Annotated in this window: 11 protein-coding genes; 9 read left to right on the top strand and 2 right to left on the bottom strand. The window is 64.7% G+C overall.

All coding sequences use genetic code 11. From position 1 onward, the window contains the following. On the bottom strand, positions 1-1,026 hold a 1,026-nt coding region (locus RMP06_RS17495), incomplete at its 3' end, for a Calx-beta domain-containing protein (protein ID WP_310463076.1). A gap of 138 nt (positions 1,027-1,164) precedes the next feature. Continuing rightward, a complete protein-coding gene (ugpQ, locus tag RMP06_RS17500; RefSeq protein ID WP_310463077.1) occupies positions 1,165-1,983 on the bottom strand; it encodes a glycerophosphodiester phosphodiesterase in 819 nt (272 codons plus the stop codon). A 198-nt stretch (positions 1,984-2,181) separates the two neighbouring features. Between ugpQ and RMP06_RS17505 the strand changes: the two genes are divergently transcribed. The 9 genes from RMP06_RS17505 (at position 2,182) to RMP06_RS17545 (ending at position 16,574) form a co-directional block, all read left to right on the top strand. Continuing rightward, complete coding sequence (locus RMP06_RS17505; protein ID WP_310463078.1) at positions 2,182-6,117, top strand: DUF3683 domain-containing protein; 3,936 nt, start codon at positions 2,182-2,184, stop codon at positions 6,115-6,117. Between the two features lie 177 nt (positions 6,118-6,294). Further along, positions 6,295-6,702, top strand: a complete 408-nt coding sequence (locus RMP06_RS17510) for a gamma-butyrobetaine hydroxylase family protein (RefSeq protein WP_310463079.1) — start codon at positions 6,295-6,297, stop codon at positions 6,700-6,702. 2 nt (positions 6,703-6,704) lie between these two features. Beyond that, on the top strand, positions 6,705-7,436 hold the full coding sequence (ubiE, locus tag RMP06_RS17515) for a bifunctional demethylmenaquinone methyltransferase/2-methoxy-6-polyprenyl-1,4-benzoquinol methylase UbiE (RefSeq protein WP_310463080.1): 732 nt from the start codon (positions 6,705-6,707) through the stop codon (positions 7,434-7,436). Between the two features lie 365 nt (positions 7,437-7,801). After that, entirely contained in the window at positions 7,802-9,169 is a 1,368-nt protein-coding gene (locus RMP06_RS17520; protein WP_310463081.1) for a TIGR03013 family XrtA/PEP-CTERM system glycosyltransferase, read from the top strand. Between the two features lie 139 nt (positions 9,170-9,308). Then, positions 9,309-9,950: an XrtA/PEP-CTERM system exopolysaccharide export protein gene (locus tag RMP06_RS17525; protein ID WP_409050195.1), complete on the top strand. Its 642-nt coding sequence runs from the start codon at positions 9,309-9,311 to the stop codon at positions 9,948-9,950. Positions 9,951-10,034: 84 nt separating this feature from the next. After that, positions 10,035-11,582: an XrtA system polysaccharide chain length determinant gene (locus RMP06_RS17530; RefSeq protein WP_310463083.1), complete on the top strand. Its 1,548-nt coding sequence runs from the start codon at positions 10,035-10,037 to the stop codon at positions 11,580-11,582. Between the two features lie 16 nt (positions 11,583-11,598). Then, positions 11,599-12,591: an XrtA-associated tyrosine autokinase gene (locus RMP06_RS17535; protein ID WP_409050196.1), complete on the top strand. Its 993-nt coding sequence runs from the start codon at positions 11,599-11,601 to the stop codon at positions 12,589-12,591. Beyond that, on the top strand, positions 12,569-14,113 hold the full coding sequence (locus RMP06_RS17540) for a TIGR03016 family PEP-CTERM system-associated outer membrane protein (RefSeq protein ID WP_310463085.1): 1,545 nt from the start codon (positions 12,569-12,571) through the stop codon (positions 14,111-14,113). Before RMP06_RS17535 ends, RMP06_RS17540 begins: the two co-directional genes overlap by 23 nt. Positions 14,114-14,123: 10 nt before the next feature. Further along, entirely contained in the window at positions 14,124-16,574 is a 2,451-nt protein-coding gene (locus RMP06_RS17545; protein ID WP_310463086.1) for an XrtA/PEP-CTERM system-associated ATPase, read from the top strand. The last annotated feature ends 27 nt before the right edge of the window (positions 16,575-16,601 follow it).

Here is a 16,601-nt window from a genome sequence, read left to right on the forward strand (position 1 = left end):
GGAATAGGTCAACTTGACGATGACGTCAGTGACGGCGGGCTGGCTGAGCGAAACGGTGTAGCCGGAGGCGACTTCGCCTTCGACGACGGATCCGGGGCCAGTGATGGAGACGAGGCAGGTGTCCTCGGGGCCTGGCTTGTCAGGGCCGAACGGCCCGGAGTCGTCTGTGATGGTCGTGGTGACGCTGGCGTGGGTGGGGTCGATGTTGACGATCGCGGCATCGTTGGCGGAGAGGCCTGCGATCGTGACGGTGAATGGCTCCGCGCCTTCGGCCAGTGCGTCGTCGATGGTGGGGATATCGAATCGGACCGAGGACTGGCCGGCCGGAATCGTGACCGAGGTGGTCGGGGTGAAATCCTTGCCGGCTGTGGCCACGCCTGCATAGGCCAGTGTCACGGTCACGTCGACGGGGGAAGGGTGTGACAGTGAGACGGTGTAGTTGGCGGCGGTCTGGCCTTCGACTACGCTGGCTGGTCCGTCCAGGCGCGCGACAGTGTCGGCCGCTTCGAAGATCGGGGCGTCGGTCGGGCCGGTGTTGCCGCCGTTGAAGAGGGTGGCGCCTTGCTGGAACTGGTCGTAGGCGTACTGGTATTCCTGCGGCGAAACGACCTCGATGACGCGGTCCACGATCACGCCAGCCTGCAGCGACCCGTCACCGCCTTCTGCGCCAGCGCCAGTGACGAAGTCCAGTTCGCCGTCGTCCAGGCGCGCGACCAGTTTGTCGAGTGCCGGGTCGCCCGTGGTGACGAAACGCTTGCCTTCGATGGTCAACTGCACGATGCCACGCTGTTCGGTGAGCAGCACGTCGCCTTTGCGGATGACGTCGCCGAGCTTGAGCGGCGTGGTGCTGCCGTCGTCCAGGCGCTTGACCGCGCCGCCCCACAGCCCCGTCACGACGCCCGCTGGCATGCGGGCGGGAACGTAGTGCACGTTCAGTCCCTGCGGCTCATGGCGGTGCGCCGCGTCCGCGTGGCTGGAGGCGGCGCGTGTGGATGCCGAAACGGCGGTGGACTTGGATGCGGGCATGGGAAGCCTTTCGACGGAGCGCGGGATCGATGAGCGTGCGTCGCCCGGGCCGGATCGGCGCGGGGGGCGCGGTTGTCGTCGATATCGGCGTGCGGTCGATTGGCCTTGAGCCCCGACATGGGGGCCCGGCTCCCGCAATCAGGTGGTCGGAACGAAGGTGTCGACCGCGTCCGTGATGAGTCCGTCCAGCCCGAGGTCGAGCAGCAGATCGGCCCGCCCGGCGTCGTTGACCGTGTAGGCCAGCACCCGGAGCCCGTCGTGGTGCAGCTCCCGCAGGATTTCCTCGGTGACGAGCGACTCTTCGAGGATCACGGCCACGCAGTCCAGCCGCTCGGCGATGTCGAAACAGTCGGGCGTGAAGGCGTCCAGCAGCAAGGCCCGTGGCAGCTCCGGCACCGCCTCGCGGGCGGCAGCCAGTGTGCGCGGCTCGAAAGAGCTGAGCAGCGGCCAGACGCTCAGGCCGTCTCGCACCGCCTCGCCCCAACGCTGCCGGACGGTCTGCGCCACGATCTGCCCAGTGCGCTCCTCGTCGCCGGGAACCGGCTTGAGTTCCAGATTGAGCAGATGCCCATTGCGTAGACAGAAGGCGGCGATGGCGTCCAGGCTGGGTGGTGGCTCACCGGCGTGCAGGCGGCTGTGCCAGCCGCCGGCGTCCAGCCGCGAAAGATCGGCCCAGTTCAGCTCGCCCGCGCTGCCGGCGGCGTCGGTGGTGCGCTCCAGCGTGTCGTCGTGCAGCAGGAAGGGCACGCCGTCTGCGCTCAGTTTGACGTCGCACTCGAAGGCCCGCCAGCCCAGCGCAGCCCCAGCGCGAAAGGCGGCCAGCGTGTTTTCGGGGGCCAGCCGACCGGCGCCACGGTGGGCGATCCAGGTCGGGTAGGGCCAGGGCATGACCGCGGCGGCGGCCGGAATCGGTTGCTCGGGATCGTCGTCGTTCGGCAGGGTACGGTTCGGGCTCATGGTGGCACTCCAGCGCGGGCGAAGTCTGCAGTCTGCAGCATCTGGGGGCCGTGTGGCGTTGCGCCGTGTCAGGCGAAGCGGTTTGGTACAAACAACACTTGCCAAGGCGCCAAAGCACTTGCCTGCCGGCTGAAATGGCCGCTGCGGTAGCATGGCGGGCTCTGCGCGCCCCCCGCGCGCTGCTGCTTTCGCGGCCACATGAACGCACCGCTCCCCCTGAATCCTCTCCTGCAGATACCCGGTACTCCCCAGGATCCGGCCCACGCCGAAGCTCGCTTGCGCGAGATTCCGTACAACTACTCCTCGTTCTCGGACCGCGAAATCGTGATCCGGCTGCTGGGCGCACGCTCCTGGGAACTGCTCGACCGCCTGCGCGGCGAGCGCCGCACCGGCCGCTCCGCGCGCATGCTGTACGAGGTGCTGGGCGACATCTGGGTCGTGCAGCGCAACCCGTATCTCGAAGACGACCTCATCGACAACCCGAAGCGGCGCCAGCTGCTGATCGACGCGCTGCACCACCGCCTCGGCGAGGTCGAGAAGCGCCGCGATCCGGGCAACGATGCCGGCCGCGATGAACTCGTGGGTGAGCTGCTGACGGCTGCCCGCGGTGCGGTCGAGCGTTTCGGCGAACGGTTCCGCAGTGTCTGCGACCTGCGCCAGCGCACGAAGAAGGTGCTGGGTCGCCACACGCGCAAGGACAACCTGAAGTTCGACGGACTGAGCCGCGTCTCGCACGTGACCGACGCGACCGACTGGCGCGTCGAGTACCCCTTCGTCGTGCTGACGCCGGACACCGAGGCCGAGATGGCCGCGCTGGTGGCGGGCTGCGTCGAACTCGGTCTGACGATCATTCCGCGTGGCGGTGGCACCGGCTACACCGGTGGCGCCGTGCCGCTGACGTGGAAAAGCGCGGTCATCAACACCGAGAAGCTGGAGCAGATGACCGAGGTCGAGATGGTCGATCTGCCCGGCGTGGCGCACAAGGTGGCGACTGTCTGGACTGGCGCTGGCGTGGTGACGCAGCGCGTGTCGGATGCCGCTGAGCGGGCCGGCTTCGTCTTTGCGGTCGACCCCACGTCGGCCGAGGCGAGCTGCATCGGCGGCAACATCGCGATGAACGCGGGTGGCAAGAAGGCGGTGCTCTGGGGCACCGCGCTGGACAACCTGGCCTCGTGGAAGATGGTGACGCCCGAGGCCAAGTGGCTCGAAGTGAGCCGCCTGAACCACAACCTGGGCAAGATCCACGACATCGAGACGGCCAGTTTCGAGCTGAATTATTACGACGCCACCGGCCAGACGCTGGAGCGCACCGAGCGGCTCGACATCCCCGGCCGCACCTTCCGCAAGGAAGGGCTGGGCAAGGATGTCACCGACAAGTTCCTCGCCGGCCTGCCTGGCATCCAGAAGGAAGGCTGCGACGGCCTGATCACCTCGGCGCGCTGGGTGGTCCACCGCATGCCCGACCACGTGCGCACCGTGTGCCTGGAGTTCTTCGGCAATCCGATCCAGTGTGTGCCCTCGATCGTCGAGATCAAGAACTTCATGTTCGACGAGATGAAGAAGCCCGGTGGCGCGATCCTGGCCGGGCTGGAGCATCTGGACGACCGCTATCTGAAGGCAGACGGCTACGCGACCACGAGCAAGCGCGGCGGTCTGCCCAAGATGGTGCTGGTGGGCGACATCGTCGGTGACGACGCGGACGCCGTGGCCCGCGCCACCAGCGAGGTCATCCGCCTGGCCAATGCCCGCTCGGGCGAAGGCTTCGTGGCCATCAGCGCCGATGCGCGCAAGAAATTCTGGCTCGACCGCAAGCGCACGGCGGCCATCTCCAAGCACACCAACGCGTTCAAGGTGAACGAGGACGTGGTGATCCCGCTGGAGCGGATGGGCGAGTACACGCTGGGCATCGAGCGCATCAACATCGAGCTGAGCCTGCGCAACAAGCTTGCCCTGATGGACCGCCTCGAAGCGTTCTTCGCGGCGGGCAGCCTGCCGTTGGGCAAGACCGACGACGCCAATGAGATCCCGAGTGCCGAGCTGCTGGGCGACCGCGTGCAGCAGGCGTTGGGGCGCATCCGCGAGGTCCGCACCCAGTGGCAGGAATGGAAAGACGGTCTCGACACGGTGCAGCCGGGGGTGGACGACGCTCCCGGCCGCAGCTTCTTCGACCAGATCCAGGATGGCAGCCTGCGTGCTTCGTGGAAGACGCAGATCCTCAAGCCTTTCCAGCAGCAGATCTTCGCCGGCAGTGCCTTCATCCCGGTGATCGACGAGTGCAAGCGCATCCACAAGGAAGTGCTGCGCGGGCGGGTCTGGGTGGCGCTGCACATGCACGCGGGTGACGGCAACGTCCACACCAACATCCCCGTCAACAGCGACAACTACGAGATGCTGCAGACGGCGCACGAAGCCGTGGCGCGGATCATGGTGCTGGCGCGTTCGCTCGACGGCGTGATCTCCGGCGAACACGGCATCGGCATCACCAAGCTCGAATTCCTCACCGACGATGAGCTGAAGAACTTCGCGACCTACAAGGCCAAGGTCGATCCGGAAGGCCGCTTCAACAAGGGCAAGCTGCTGCGCCAGAAGGACCGCCTCACGGACCTCGGCGCCGATACCCGGTTGGGCGATCTGAGCGACGCCTACACGCCGAGCTTCGGGCTGATGACGCACGAGTCGCTGATCATGCAGCAGAGCGACATCGGCGACATCGCCGCGTCGATCAAGGACTGCCTACGCTGCGGCAAGTGCAAGCCGGTCTGCCCCACGCACGTGCCGCGGGCGAATCTGCTCTACAGCCCGCGCAACAAGATCCTGGCGACCTCGCTGCTGATCGAGGCGTTTCTCTATGAAGAGCAGACGCGCCGCGGCATCAGCCTGAAGCACTGGGAAGAGTTCGAGGACGTCGCTGATCACTGCACGGTCTGCCACAAGTGCCTGAGCCCCTGCCCGGTGAAGATCGACTTTGGCGACGTGTCGATGAACATGCGCAACCTGCTGCGCAAGATGGGCCAGAAGAGCTTCCGCCCCGGCAACGCCGCGGCGATGCTGATGCTCAACGCGACGAACCCGGAGACGATCAAGCTCGCCCGCAGCGCGCTGGTTGGTGTGGGCATGAAGGCGCAGCGGTTTGCCCATGACCTGCTGAAGTCGGTGGCGAAGAAGCAGACGTCGGCGCCGCCGTCCTCGGTCGGTACCGCGCCGATCAAGGAGCAGGTGATCCACTTCATCAACAAGAAGCTCCCCGGCGGCCTGCCGAAGAAGACCGCGCGCGCGCTGCTGGACATCGAGGACAAGGACTACGTCCCGATCATCCGCAACCCGAAGGCGACGACGGCCGAGACCGAGGCGGTGTTCTATTTCCCGGGCTGCGGCTCGGAGCGGCTGTTCTCGCAGGTCGGCTTGGCGACGCAGGCGATGCTCTGGCACGCGGGAGTGCAGACGGTGCTGCCGCCGGGTTACCTCTGCTGCGGCTATCCCCAGCGCGGCTCGGGCCAGTTCGACAAGGCCGAGAAGATCATCACCGACAACCGGGTGCTGTTCCACCGGGTCGCCAACACGCTGAACTACCTCGACATCAAGACGGTGGTGGTCTCGTGCGGCACCTGCTACGACCAGCTCCAGGGCTACGAGTTCGACAAGATCTTCCCCGGCTGCCGGATCATCGACATCCACGAGTACCTGCTGGAAAAGGGCATCACGCTGCAAGGGCAGGGCGGTTTCCTCTACCACGACCCCTGCCACACGCCGATGAAGCTGCAGGATCCGATGAAGACGGTCAAGGCGCTGCTGGGTGACAACGTCATCGAGAGCAAGCGTTGCTGCGGCGAGTCCGGGACGCTGGGCGTTAGCCGGCCGGACATCTCGACCCAGATCCGCTTCCGCAAGGAGGAGGAGATCCTCAAGGGCGAAGCGGAACTGCGCGCTGCCGGTCACCAGGGCGACATGAAGATCCTCACGTCGTGCCCGAGTTGCCTGCAGGGGCTGTCGCGCTACGGCGAAGACCTCAAGAGCGGGCTGCTTGAAGCCGATTACATCGTCGTCGAGATGGCCCGGCAGATCCTGGGCGAAAACTGGATGCCTGACTACGTGCAGCGTGCCAACGCGGGTGGCATCGAGCGGGTGCTGGTCTGATCGTCTGTCGTTGTCACCAGGTGTCGATCGGTGTATCTCTTCATCAAAAAGAACGAGATGAAACGATCGATACCGTCATAATTTCACACAAATTAACGAGCAATTCATGCTGTCGCAACGCCGCAAGGCACTGTTGTCGGCGATGAAGAGAGCCCGTTTCAGCCAAGGATTCCACCGATGTCGCGCCAATCCACCCATCAGCCGACCGCGCTGACTCTGCACCAGCAGTCCCGCGTGCTGGAAATCGGTTTCAGTGATGGTGCCGTGTTCCGGCTGCCCTACGAATTGCTGCGCGTGTATTCGCCTTCGGCCGAGGTGCGCGGGCATGGTCCTGGGCAAGAGGTGTTGCAGACCGGCAAGCGTCTGGTCGAGATCACCGACATCGAGCCGGTGGGGCACTACGCGGTGCAGCCGTCGTTCAACGATGGCCACAACACCGGGCTTTACACCTGGGAGATGCTCTACGACTTGGGTGTGAACCAGGATGCGTGCTGGCAGGACTATCTCGCGCGGGTTTGCGCGGCGGGCGTCGAGCGCGATGCTCCGATGCTGCAGGCAGCTGGCAGTGCTTGCGCCAGCCACTGACCATGAGCGACACCCATTTCGGTTTCAAGACCGTTGACGAGGGCCAGAAGGCCCGAATGGTGCGTGGGGTGTTCGACTCGGTCGCCTCGCGTTACGACTTGATGAATGACCTCATGTCCATGGGGATGCACCGCGTCTGGAAGGCCTACACGATGGCCGTTTCTGGGGCTCGCGAAGGGCACCAGGTTCTGGACATCGCCGGCGGTACAGGGGATCTCAGCCGCGCCTTTGCGCGCAAGGTCGGGCCGACGGGCGGGGTGGTGCACACTGACATCAACGAAGCCATGCTGCACACCGGACGCGACCGACTCGTCGACGAAGGTCTGGTGCTGCCGACGGTGATCTGCGACGCGGAGAAGCTGCCCTTCCCGGCCGAGCGTTTCGACATCGTCAGCGTTGCCTTCGGCCTGCGCAACATGACGCACAAGGACGTGGCGCTGGCGGAGATGTGCCGGGTGCTGAAGCCGGGTGGCAAGCTGCTTGTGCTGGAGTTCTCGAAGGTCGCGGCGCCGCTGGGCAAGGTCTACGACTGGTACTCCTTCAACGTGCTGCCGCGTCTGGGTCAACTCGTGACCGGGGATGCCGATAGCTACCGTTATCTGGCCGAATCGATTCGGATGCACCCACCCCAGGCCGAACTCAAGGCGATGATGAAGTCCGCTGGCTTCGGCCATGTGGATGTGCACAACCTGTCTGCGGGTGTGGTGGCGTTGCACGTCGGTCTTAAGTGCTAAATGTGATAAGCGCACGAACAGCCAGCGCCTGTTTATTTCATTTAAGTTTTCGGTATTAGCGTATTTTTCAATTCAAGCGTTGACTGTTAAAATTGAAAGCCTTGCTTGGGGAATGTTTTATTAAAGAGTTGGTGCCAGCCTTCACTTGACCGTTATTACGTCACACAATTGTGGTGAGATGGCCCCCGATCAAGGGATCGACGACTGTGCAAGTCTTGATCACCCCGGTCTTGGGGCGAGAATTCATGCAGTAGACCAAAGCGGTTCGTGATTCGAGATGCGGGTAACGCGGTGTTTTGCCTGTTTGCCTAGGGGGCCAGAGGATGTTCAGAGTTTTTCAGCACCGCACGTCGGGAACGCACTTCGTGGAGTTGTTCGCAGACGGGGTGCTCTGTTTCATAGCGGCATTGCTGTCGGCGGCAACCTTGGCCCATCCATCGCCGGGGGTCAATCCCTTGCTGCAGGTCATCAGTCCTGCCATCCTGTTCTCGGCGTTCTCGTTCGCCTTGGTGATGGCTTTGCTGTATTCGTTCGTCGGACTCTATCGCCATCGTAACCTCGGTCTGGTGCCGATGTTCATGCGCATTGGTTTTGCGTTTGTGGTAGGTGGATATATTACATATCTGACCATCAAATATATTCGCTATGACGGGTATGCCAGCAGTCTGGTTGGATACTCTCTGGTTTATCTGATGGGTGGCCTCGCCATTTATCGCGGTGCCGCGTGGGGTATCAGGCAGCTGGTTGGGACGCGTCGGGTATTGATTGTTGGCACGGGGCCGGATGCGCACCAGGTCTGCACCGATTTGCGCGCTGGTGGTCATTGGGCCGGGTATGACGTGGTGGGTTTCTTTCCGACCGCGGAGCAGACGGATCGTGTAGCGCTGCGTGGCGCGGCGCACATATTCGATACCCGCCTGCGGATGGTGGATCTGGTGCGTGAACACAAGATCAGCGAAATCATCGTCGCCGTGCGCGAGCAGCGCGGCGGTGGCGTGCCGATGGACCAGTTGCTCGAATGCCGCATCGGTGGCGTGCCGATCATGGATCTGGCCTATTTCTACGAGCGCACCAAGGCAGAAGTGCCAGTCGACAGCCTGAAGGCCAGTTGGCTGGTCTACGGCGACGGTTTCGTTCAGGGGCGGGCGCGCGAGTTCACCAAGCGGGTCTTCGACATCGTGAGTTCGTCGCTGCTGCTGTTGGTGGGCGCGCCGATCATGGTGCTGACCGCACTGGCGATCCGCATGGACAGCGTCGGCCCGATCCTCTACCGCCAGGAACGTGTCGGTCTGGGTGGTCAGGGCTTCATGTGCATCAAGTTCCGCAGCATGCGCACCGATGCGGAGAAGGACGGCGTCGCGCGTTGGGCGTCGAAGAACGACTCGCGCATCACCCGTGTGGGTGCGTTCATCCGCAAGACCCGGATCGATGAACTGCCACAGCTCTTCAGTGTGCTGAAGGGCGAAATGAGCATGGTCGGTCCGCGCCCGGAGCGTCCGTCGTTTGTGGCGCAACTGCGCGAGCAGATTCCGTTCTATGACCTCCGTCACACTGTCAAGCCTGGGCTGACCGGGTGGGCTCAGGTACGCTACGCGTATGGCGCGTCCCTGGAAGATGCCCGGAAAAAGCACCAGTTTGATTTGTACTATGTCAAAAACAACTCGCTGTTGCTGGATTTGCAGGTACTGATCGAAACCGTCAGTGTTGTGCTGTTCCGGGAGGGCGCCCATTGAAATTCGGTTATCAATGCGCGCCATGCTGCTGACTTGATGCAGTGCAAGACTTAAATTTGTAAGAAATTACCGTTGTCCCGCGGTACCATCCGGGACTGCTGCAATGCGGTGCGTTTGCAGACTATTGAGAGGAATTCGCATGAGGATCGAAATGAGCCGTTTCTCGCGGGCAGCGGCCCTGGCGTTGGCGTGCGTCACCGGTGTCGGTGCGTTGTCGGGATGTGGCTTGCTGCGCAGCAGCACGTATCCCCCGGCCCCCCGCTCGGCGCAGACGCCGGACCACCGCTACAAGATCGGTCCTCTCGATACCCTGAATGTCGTGGTGTGGCGCAATCCAGAGCTGTCGTCCACCGTGACCGTGCGTCCGGATGGACGCATCTCCACGCCGCTGGTCGAAGACGTGCTCGCTGCGGGCAAGAACCCGGCGGACCTGTCGCGCGAAATCGAGACGCTGCTGGCCCGCGTGATCCGCGATCCAGTCGTCACGGTGGTCGTCGGTACCTTCCAGGGGGTCTTCAATGACCAGATCCGCATCGTCGGTGAGGCGACGAAGCCGCAAAGCGTGGCGTTCCGCCAGAACATGACGATGCTGGACGTGATGATCCAGGCCGGTGGACTGACCGACTTCGCCGACGGCAATGGAGCTGTGCTGGTGCGTGGCGCCGAAGCGGGCAAGCAGTACAGCGTCCGGCTGAAGGATCTTCTCAAGCGCGGCGACATCTCGGCCAACGTCGACGTCAAGCCCGGCGACATCATCATCGTGCCGCAAAGCTGGTTCTGATTCCCCATCCTCTCTGATACGCCGCTGACCGGTCACTCAGAGCCGGTCAGTTCTGAACCCAAGAATGACAGGTAGACGGCCGGTATGAACGAATTCACCCGACAGGCTGCGATATTGGCTGGCAGTGTCTGGCAGCATCGCTGGATGGCCGTGGCAGTGGCCTGGATCGTGGCCCTCGCTGGCGCGCTGGTCGTGTGGGTCGTTCCCGAGCGGCACGAAGCCCGCGCAAGGGTCTACGTCGATACCCAGACCGTGCTGCGCCCCATGATGGTCGGACTGGCGTTCCAGCCGGACATCGACCAGCAGGTGCGCATGCTCGGGCGGACGCTGATCTCCCGTCCCAACGTCGAACGCCTGGTGAACAACCCGGCCATCGGTCTTGACAAGCTGGAGCCGGGGCAACTCGATGGTCAGATCGAGACCCTGATGAAGTCCATCAAGGTCGAGCTGACCGGGGGCAACAACCTCTACGCCATCAGCTACCGCGACCAGGATCCCATCCGTGCCCGCAAGCTGGTGGAGGTGCTGGTGGGCATGTTCATGGAGTCCGGTCTGGACACCAAGCGCAAGGACTCGGCCGAAGCCAGCCGCTTCATCGACGAGCAGATCAAGCTCTACGAATCCAAGCTGACCGAGGCCGAGAACCGCCTCAAGGACTTCAAGCTCAAGAACATGAGCGTGGCTGCGACCACGAACCAGGATTTCTTCGCCCGAATTCAGGTGTTGGCGGATGATGTGAACCGCCTGCGCGTGGCCTTGGGTGCGGCCGAACAGTCCCGCGATGCGACCCGCCGCGAACTGGGCAACGAAGAGCCGAACCTGCCGGTAGCTGCAGCCTCGGCCGTGTCGCTCACACCGGACCTCGACAGCCGTGTCGAAACGCAGAAGCGCCAGCTCGACGAAATGCTCCGCCGTTACACGGAAGAGCATCCGGACGTCCTGACGACCCGCCGCATCATTTCCCAGCTGGAGGACCAGCGTCGACGTGAGCTGGACGCGCTCAAGAGCAGCAACAGCGCCGTGCGCCGCGCCGCTGCCGCCACCAACCCGGTGTTCCAGCGCCTGCGCCTGAATCTGGCAGATGCCGAGGCCAATGTGGCTTCGCTGCGTTCGCAACTCGGCACCCAGCAGGCCCGCCTGGAAGAGATTCGCGCCCAGTCGAACAAGGTGCCGCAGGCGGAAGCCGAACTCGTCCAACTCAACCGTGACTACGAGATCATGCGCCGCAACTACGACCAGCTGGTGCAGCGCCGCGAGGCCGCTTCGCTGGGCGTGAAGATCGACCAGACCTCGTCGATGGCGGACTTCCGGTTGATCGAGCCGCCGCGTGTGTTGCCTACACCGGTGTTCCCGAGCCGCATCCAGCTGGCCATTGGGGTGATGTTGCTCGCGGTGGCGTCCGGAATCGCTGCGGCCTACGCACAGACGCTGCTGAGTCCCGTGTTTTCGAGTGAACGCGAGCTGCGCGAGTTCACCAAGCGCCCGGTGCTGGGCAGTCTCCTGAAGGTGGAGGATCCGCGGGACCGTGATCTGGAGCGCCAGGACCGGCTCAAGCTCGCGGGCGTGATGGGCCTGTTCGTTCTCGCGAATGTGGGATGGGTGGCCTGGATCTCCTTGCGTTCGGCCAGTTAAGTCATAGGTGCCCCAGATGAACACCATCGAGCAAGCCGCCAAGCGGCTAGCAGAACTCAAACGCGCCGGATTCGATATTCCGGTTCCCGACATGCCAGGTGCCACTGCGGCACCTGCGCCCATCGCATCCCAGCCGGTGGCACAGACCGAAGTGCCTGCCGGGGTGGCGGCGCATGCTGAAACGTCCGTAGTTCCAGTCATGCGGCCCGCTGCCCGCGCTGCCTCGGCCGTGGTCCCGGCCGCGCGCAGTGCGGTGGTCGAGACGCTGAATTCTTCGGGACGTCGCTCCCGGGAAGTGGCACTCGATCTGGCCCGGCTGGAGCGTGAAGGCTATCTGGTCCCCGCTCAGGCCCGCTCGCAGCTGGCCGAACAGATGCGCATCATCAAGCGCCCGCTGCTGGCCAATGCGCGTGGCGAGTCGGCCCAGGCGCTCAGCCGGCCGAATCTGATCCAGGTGGTCAGCGCGATGCCGGGCGAAGGCAAGACCTTCTTCGCCATCAATCTGGCGATGAGCATCGCGATGGAGGTGGACCTGTCGGTGCTGCTGGTGGATGCCGACGTGCTGCGGCCGTCCGTGCTGGCGCGCTGCGGGATCGAGCCTGCGCGTGGCCTGATGGACGTGCTGCAGTCGCCGAGCATCGAACTGCACGACGTGATGCTGCGCACCAATGTGGCCAAGCTGAGCATCCTGCCCGCAGGAACCGCCAACGCCCAATCCACCGAACTGCTGGCCAGCGGGGCGATGGAGTCGCTGCTGGACGAGCTGGCGTCCAAGTTTTCGGACCGCATCGTCGTCTTCGATGCGCCGCCGCTGATTCCGACCACCGAATCCCGTGTCCTGGCCTCGCGGGTCGGGCAGGTGGTCATGGTGGTCGAGGCCGGCAAGACGACCCACGCCCAGGTTTCGCAGGCATATGCCGCGGTGGAGCAGTGTCCGGTCGTGCTGTCCGTGCTGAACCGTGCGCGCGGCAAATCAGGCGAGGCGTATGGCTATTACTACGCCACTTGAACTGACCCGGACGGGGGTAGCCGCGGCGGTCCTGCTGCTGGCCGGCCTGGCGGTTCAGGGCGTTGCGCAGGCCCAGGCCTGGCGGATCGCTCCGGCAGTCAAGGCCACGGCAACCACCTCCAGCAATGCCGGAATGCAGGCGTCCGGCAACGCCACGATGGACACTGTCGTGACCGTCACCCCCCAGGTCCAGCTGCTCGGCACGGGCCCCGATTACCGGTTGACCGGTACGCTGGCGGCGGACATGGTGGTGTACCTGGGTCGGTCCCGCACCGACCTCTTCCTGCCGCGGGGACAGTTGGTCCTGAGCAGCCGCCTGTTGGACCGCCTGTTGTTCGTCGATGCCGAACTCGGTGCGGACACCACCTCGTCCACCCCGTTTGACCTGCTGAGTGACGGCGCCACGTTCTACAACGTCGGCACCACCACCCGCGAGCGCTTCAGCCCCTATATTGACCGTGAACTGTCGCCTTCGTCGCGCATCACGGCGCGTACCGACCACGTCCTGACCCAGGGCCGCGGCACGTCCACCATCGCCAACAACGCCGACGCCTATGTGCAGACGCACAGCGCACGCTATGACCTGCGGCCCGAACCGGCTGGCCTGCGTGGCGAGTGGAATTACCAGAACACCAGCTACAACGACAGCACCGCTGGCGGCCTCACGCTGCAGACTGCCCGCCTGTCCGCGCTCTATGCACCCGATCCGACCTTGACACTGGGATTGACCGGTGGCCGGGATGCGGCCAGCTACACGACCAACAACGTCAGCGAAACACTGCGCGGCGTGTCGATGCGCTGGGCGCCGTCCGAGCGCACGGTGTTCGACGCGCTGGTCGAAAAGCGCTTCTTCGGCACGGGCTGGACGGTGAATTTCACGCATCGCTCGCCTTTCATGGCGGTGTCGACCGGGCTGGTGCGCCAGGCGACCACCTACGCGGCCCGCCTTGGCGTGCTGCAGGCCGGCGGCGATGTGGCCACCTTGGTTGATTCCATCCTGCAGACCCGCATCCAGGATCCGGCGCTGCGCCAGATCGCCGTGCAGGACCTGATTGCCAAACGCGGGTTGCCCAACACGCTCACGGGTCCGGTCGATCTGTTTTCCCGGACCGTCCAGCTGCAGCAGGGCGCCAATGTGACGATGGCCCTGATCGGCGTGCGGCACACGGTCACGCTGCGCATATTCCAGACCCGCACCGAGGATCTGCGCGGCCCGACCGAGAACAGCGTCATCGGACTGGCCAGCGACGCCACGCAGCGTGGTGCCACCCTGGGACTGTCGCGTCGCCTGACGCCGGACATGTCAGCGGATCTGACCTTCACCCACACCAAGACCGATGGTCTGGGTCCGAACGTGGCGCTGCATTCGAGCAATTCGGTTGTTCGCCTGGGTGCCACGCACAGCCTGTCGCCCCGGACCACGCTGAGCGGCGCGGTGCGCCACCAGACCGGTTCGTCCACCCTCATCGGGGTCAAGGCGACGGAATCTGCCATCTCGGTCGGCATGTTGCACCGATTCTGACGGTCACACGATGTACGAATCAGCTTTCGGTTTCAGCGGCCCACCGTTTCAGCTCAATCCCGATCCGGCCTTCTACTTCAACAGCCGCGGCCACGGCCGGGCGCTGGCCTACCTGCAGTACGGGGTGGCGCAGGGTGAGGGATTCATCGTCATCACGGGCGAGATCGGGGCCGGCAAGACCACGCTGGTGCGCATGTTGCTCGACGGGCTGGACCGGCAGAAGGTGTTGCCGGCGCAGATCGTCAGCACGCAGCTGGAGTCGGGTGAACTGCTGCAGTCGATCATCACGGCGTTCGGCATCCCTTCCCAGAACAACACCTCCAAGGCGCACCTGATTGCCACGCTCGAAGCCTTCCTGACGGCACTCGCCGCGCAGGGACGCCATGCGCTGCTGGTGGTCGATGAAGCGCAGAACCTGGAACCGCGCGCGGTGGAAGAGCTGCGCATGCTGTCGAACTTCCAGCTCGGCAACCATTCGCTGCTGCAGAGCTTTCTGGTCGGCCAGCCGGAATTGCGCCGACTGCTCGAATCGCCGTCGATGGAGCAATTGCGCCAGCGCGTGACGGCCTCCTGCCACCTTGGGCCGCTCAGCCTGGAGGAAACACAGGCGTACATCGAACACCGGCTGCGGCGTGTGGGCTGGACCCAGCACCCGGCGTTTGGCGCTGGTGCGTTCGAGAGCCTGTACCGCTGGTCGGGTGGTGTGCCGCGCCGGCTCAATCGACTGGCCAATCGGGTTCTTCTGGCCGCGTTCCTCGATGGCGCAGAGGCCGTCTCGGCCGACCTGATCGAGCGCACTGCGGGTGAACTGCGGGCGGAGATCGGGGAGGGGGGGCTGGAAGTGCCGATCCCCGTGGTGGCTGTCGCCGAAACCCCAGTGGTGCCTGCTCCTCCTGTCCCTGCTGCGCCTGCAATGACTCCGTCGCCGATGCTGGTCGAACAGCCCGTGCTGACCTTCATTGAGCCACCGCCGCTGGTCGCCCCCGCAGCGCCGGAGCCGATGGCGCCGATTGCTTCCGAATCGCCAGCACCGGTTGTGCTGGACGCACCTGTGACCGTCGAAGCGGATGACGTGGAGCCGCCTGCCGAGGTGGAAGTCGAAATCGAACTCGATGCCCAGTCGCAGGCCGCACTCATGGCGCCTCGGCTGCGTTCCGTGTCGGATGCTGCAGTGAAGGCTGCGCGTGTGCATGCCGCGGGCCGGCTGTCGCGGCGGGACAGCCGCGACAAGGTTTTCTGTCTGGCCGATAGCACCAGCGGCGCGCTGAAGTTCGCCGCACTCGCGCAGGCGATGGCTGAACAGGGCCGCTCGCCGCGCATGATGCTGGTCAGCCTCGGGCCCTTGCCCCGGGTGTGGCCGTGGTCCGGCATGGGGCGTGTGCTGCCCGCCATGGAGATCGGTCTCGACCTGGAGTGGTCAGACTCGGATCCGGATGCGTCGGTGGACAAGATCACCGAAGGCTTCGGGCATTTCGCCGAGGAATACAAGCCGCTGGCTGTGGTCAGCCTGGGATCAAGCGACGCGATGGTGGCCTGCTGCCTGGCCGCGCAGCAGCGGGGTTTGCCACTGATCCGCCTTGAAGCGGGTGAGCGCCCGGCACCTGCCCGGCACGGGCTGAACGCGACGCTGATCGAGCAGATGTCTGACCTGCTGTGTGTTGCCAGTGTGCCGTCGCCGCTGCGGTTCCTCGCCCGTCAGGGGACATTGCCAGAGCGCATCGCCTGCGTGCCCGATCAACTGAGGACAGACGCCGTGGCCGCAGTGTGGCCAGAAGTGATGACACCCGATCGTGCTTTCCTGCGCAATGGATTGCCGATGTACCTGGGGCCGACCTGGTCGGTCAATGGCGTGAATGGAACGCCCTATGTGCTGGCAGCCTGTTCACTCATCGGTCTCCCGATCGACCGGGCGTTGACGGTCGTGCGGGCGCTGGCACAGGTCCACTGTGACGGCAAGGTGATCTGGGTGGTCGACGCGCCGACCCAGGCCATGCTGGTTGAACTGCTCGCTGCCGATACGTACTTGGCCGAGCGCGTGTTTGTGGTGCAGGGCGACGGTCTGCGCCGTGCCGAGGTGCGCGCGCGCATGGATGCGGCCACGGTGCTGTGCCGCGAAGTGGCCTCACTGCCAGAGCAGATCAGCCTGTTGCATGGGGCCAATGGCGCCGTGCTGGATGCGGGTCATGCGCTGGTGGACGTGGCTGGCCTGCTGGACCTGCCGTTCGTCAGCCTGGAGAGTGCGCAGAGCCTGGTTTCGCGCCGCAATGCCCATGGTGCTGCGCTGGATGTGCGGGCACTGGACGGCGACGCTCTGAATGCCGTGCTGGTCGATGCGCGTGCTGCGGCAGCCGGTCACCCGGTGTTGGTCGAGCCAGCGAACACGTCAGGTGCTGCAGCCGGGATTGCTGAGCACTTGCTCGCTTGGATCGACACCCGACAGCAGGCCGCGATGGTCGCCTGAGCCGGGGGCGGGCGGTCCCGGTGCTCG

The sequence above is a fragment of the Sphaerotilus sp. genome, from assembly GCF_031429695.1.
Taxonomy (GTDB): domain Bacteria; phylum Pseudomonadota; class Gammaproteobacteria; order Burkholderiales; family Burkholderiaceae_C; genus Sphaerotilus.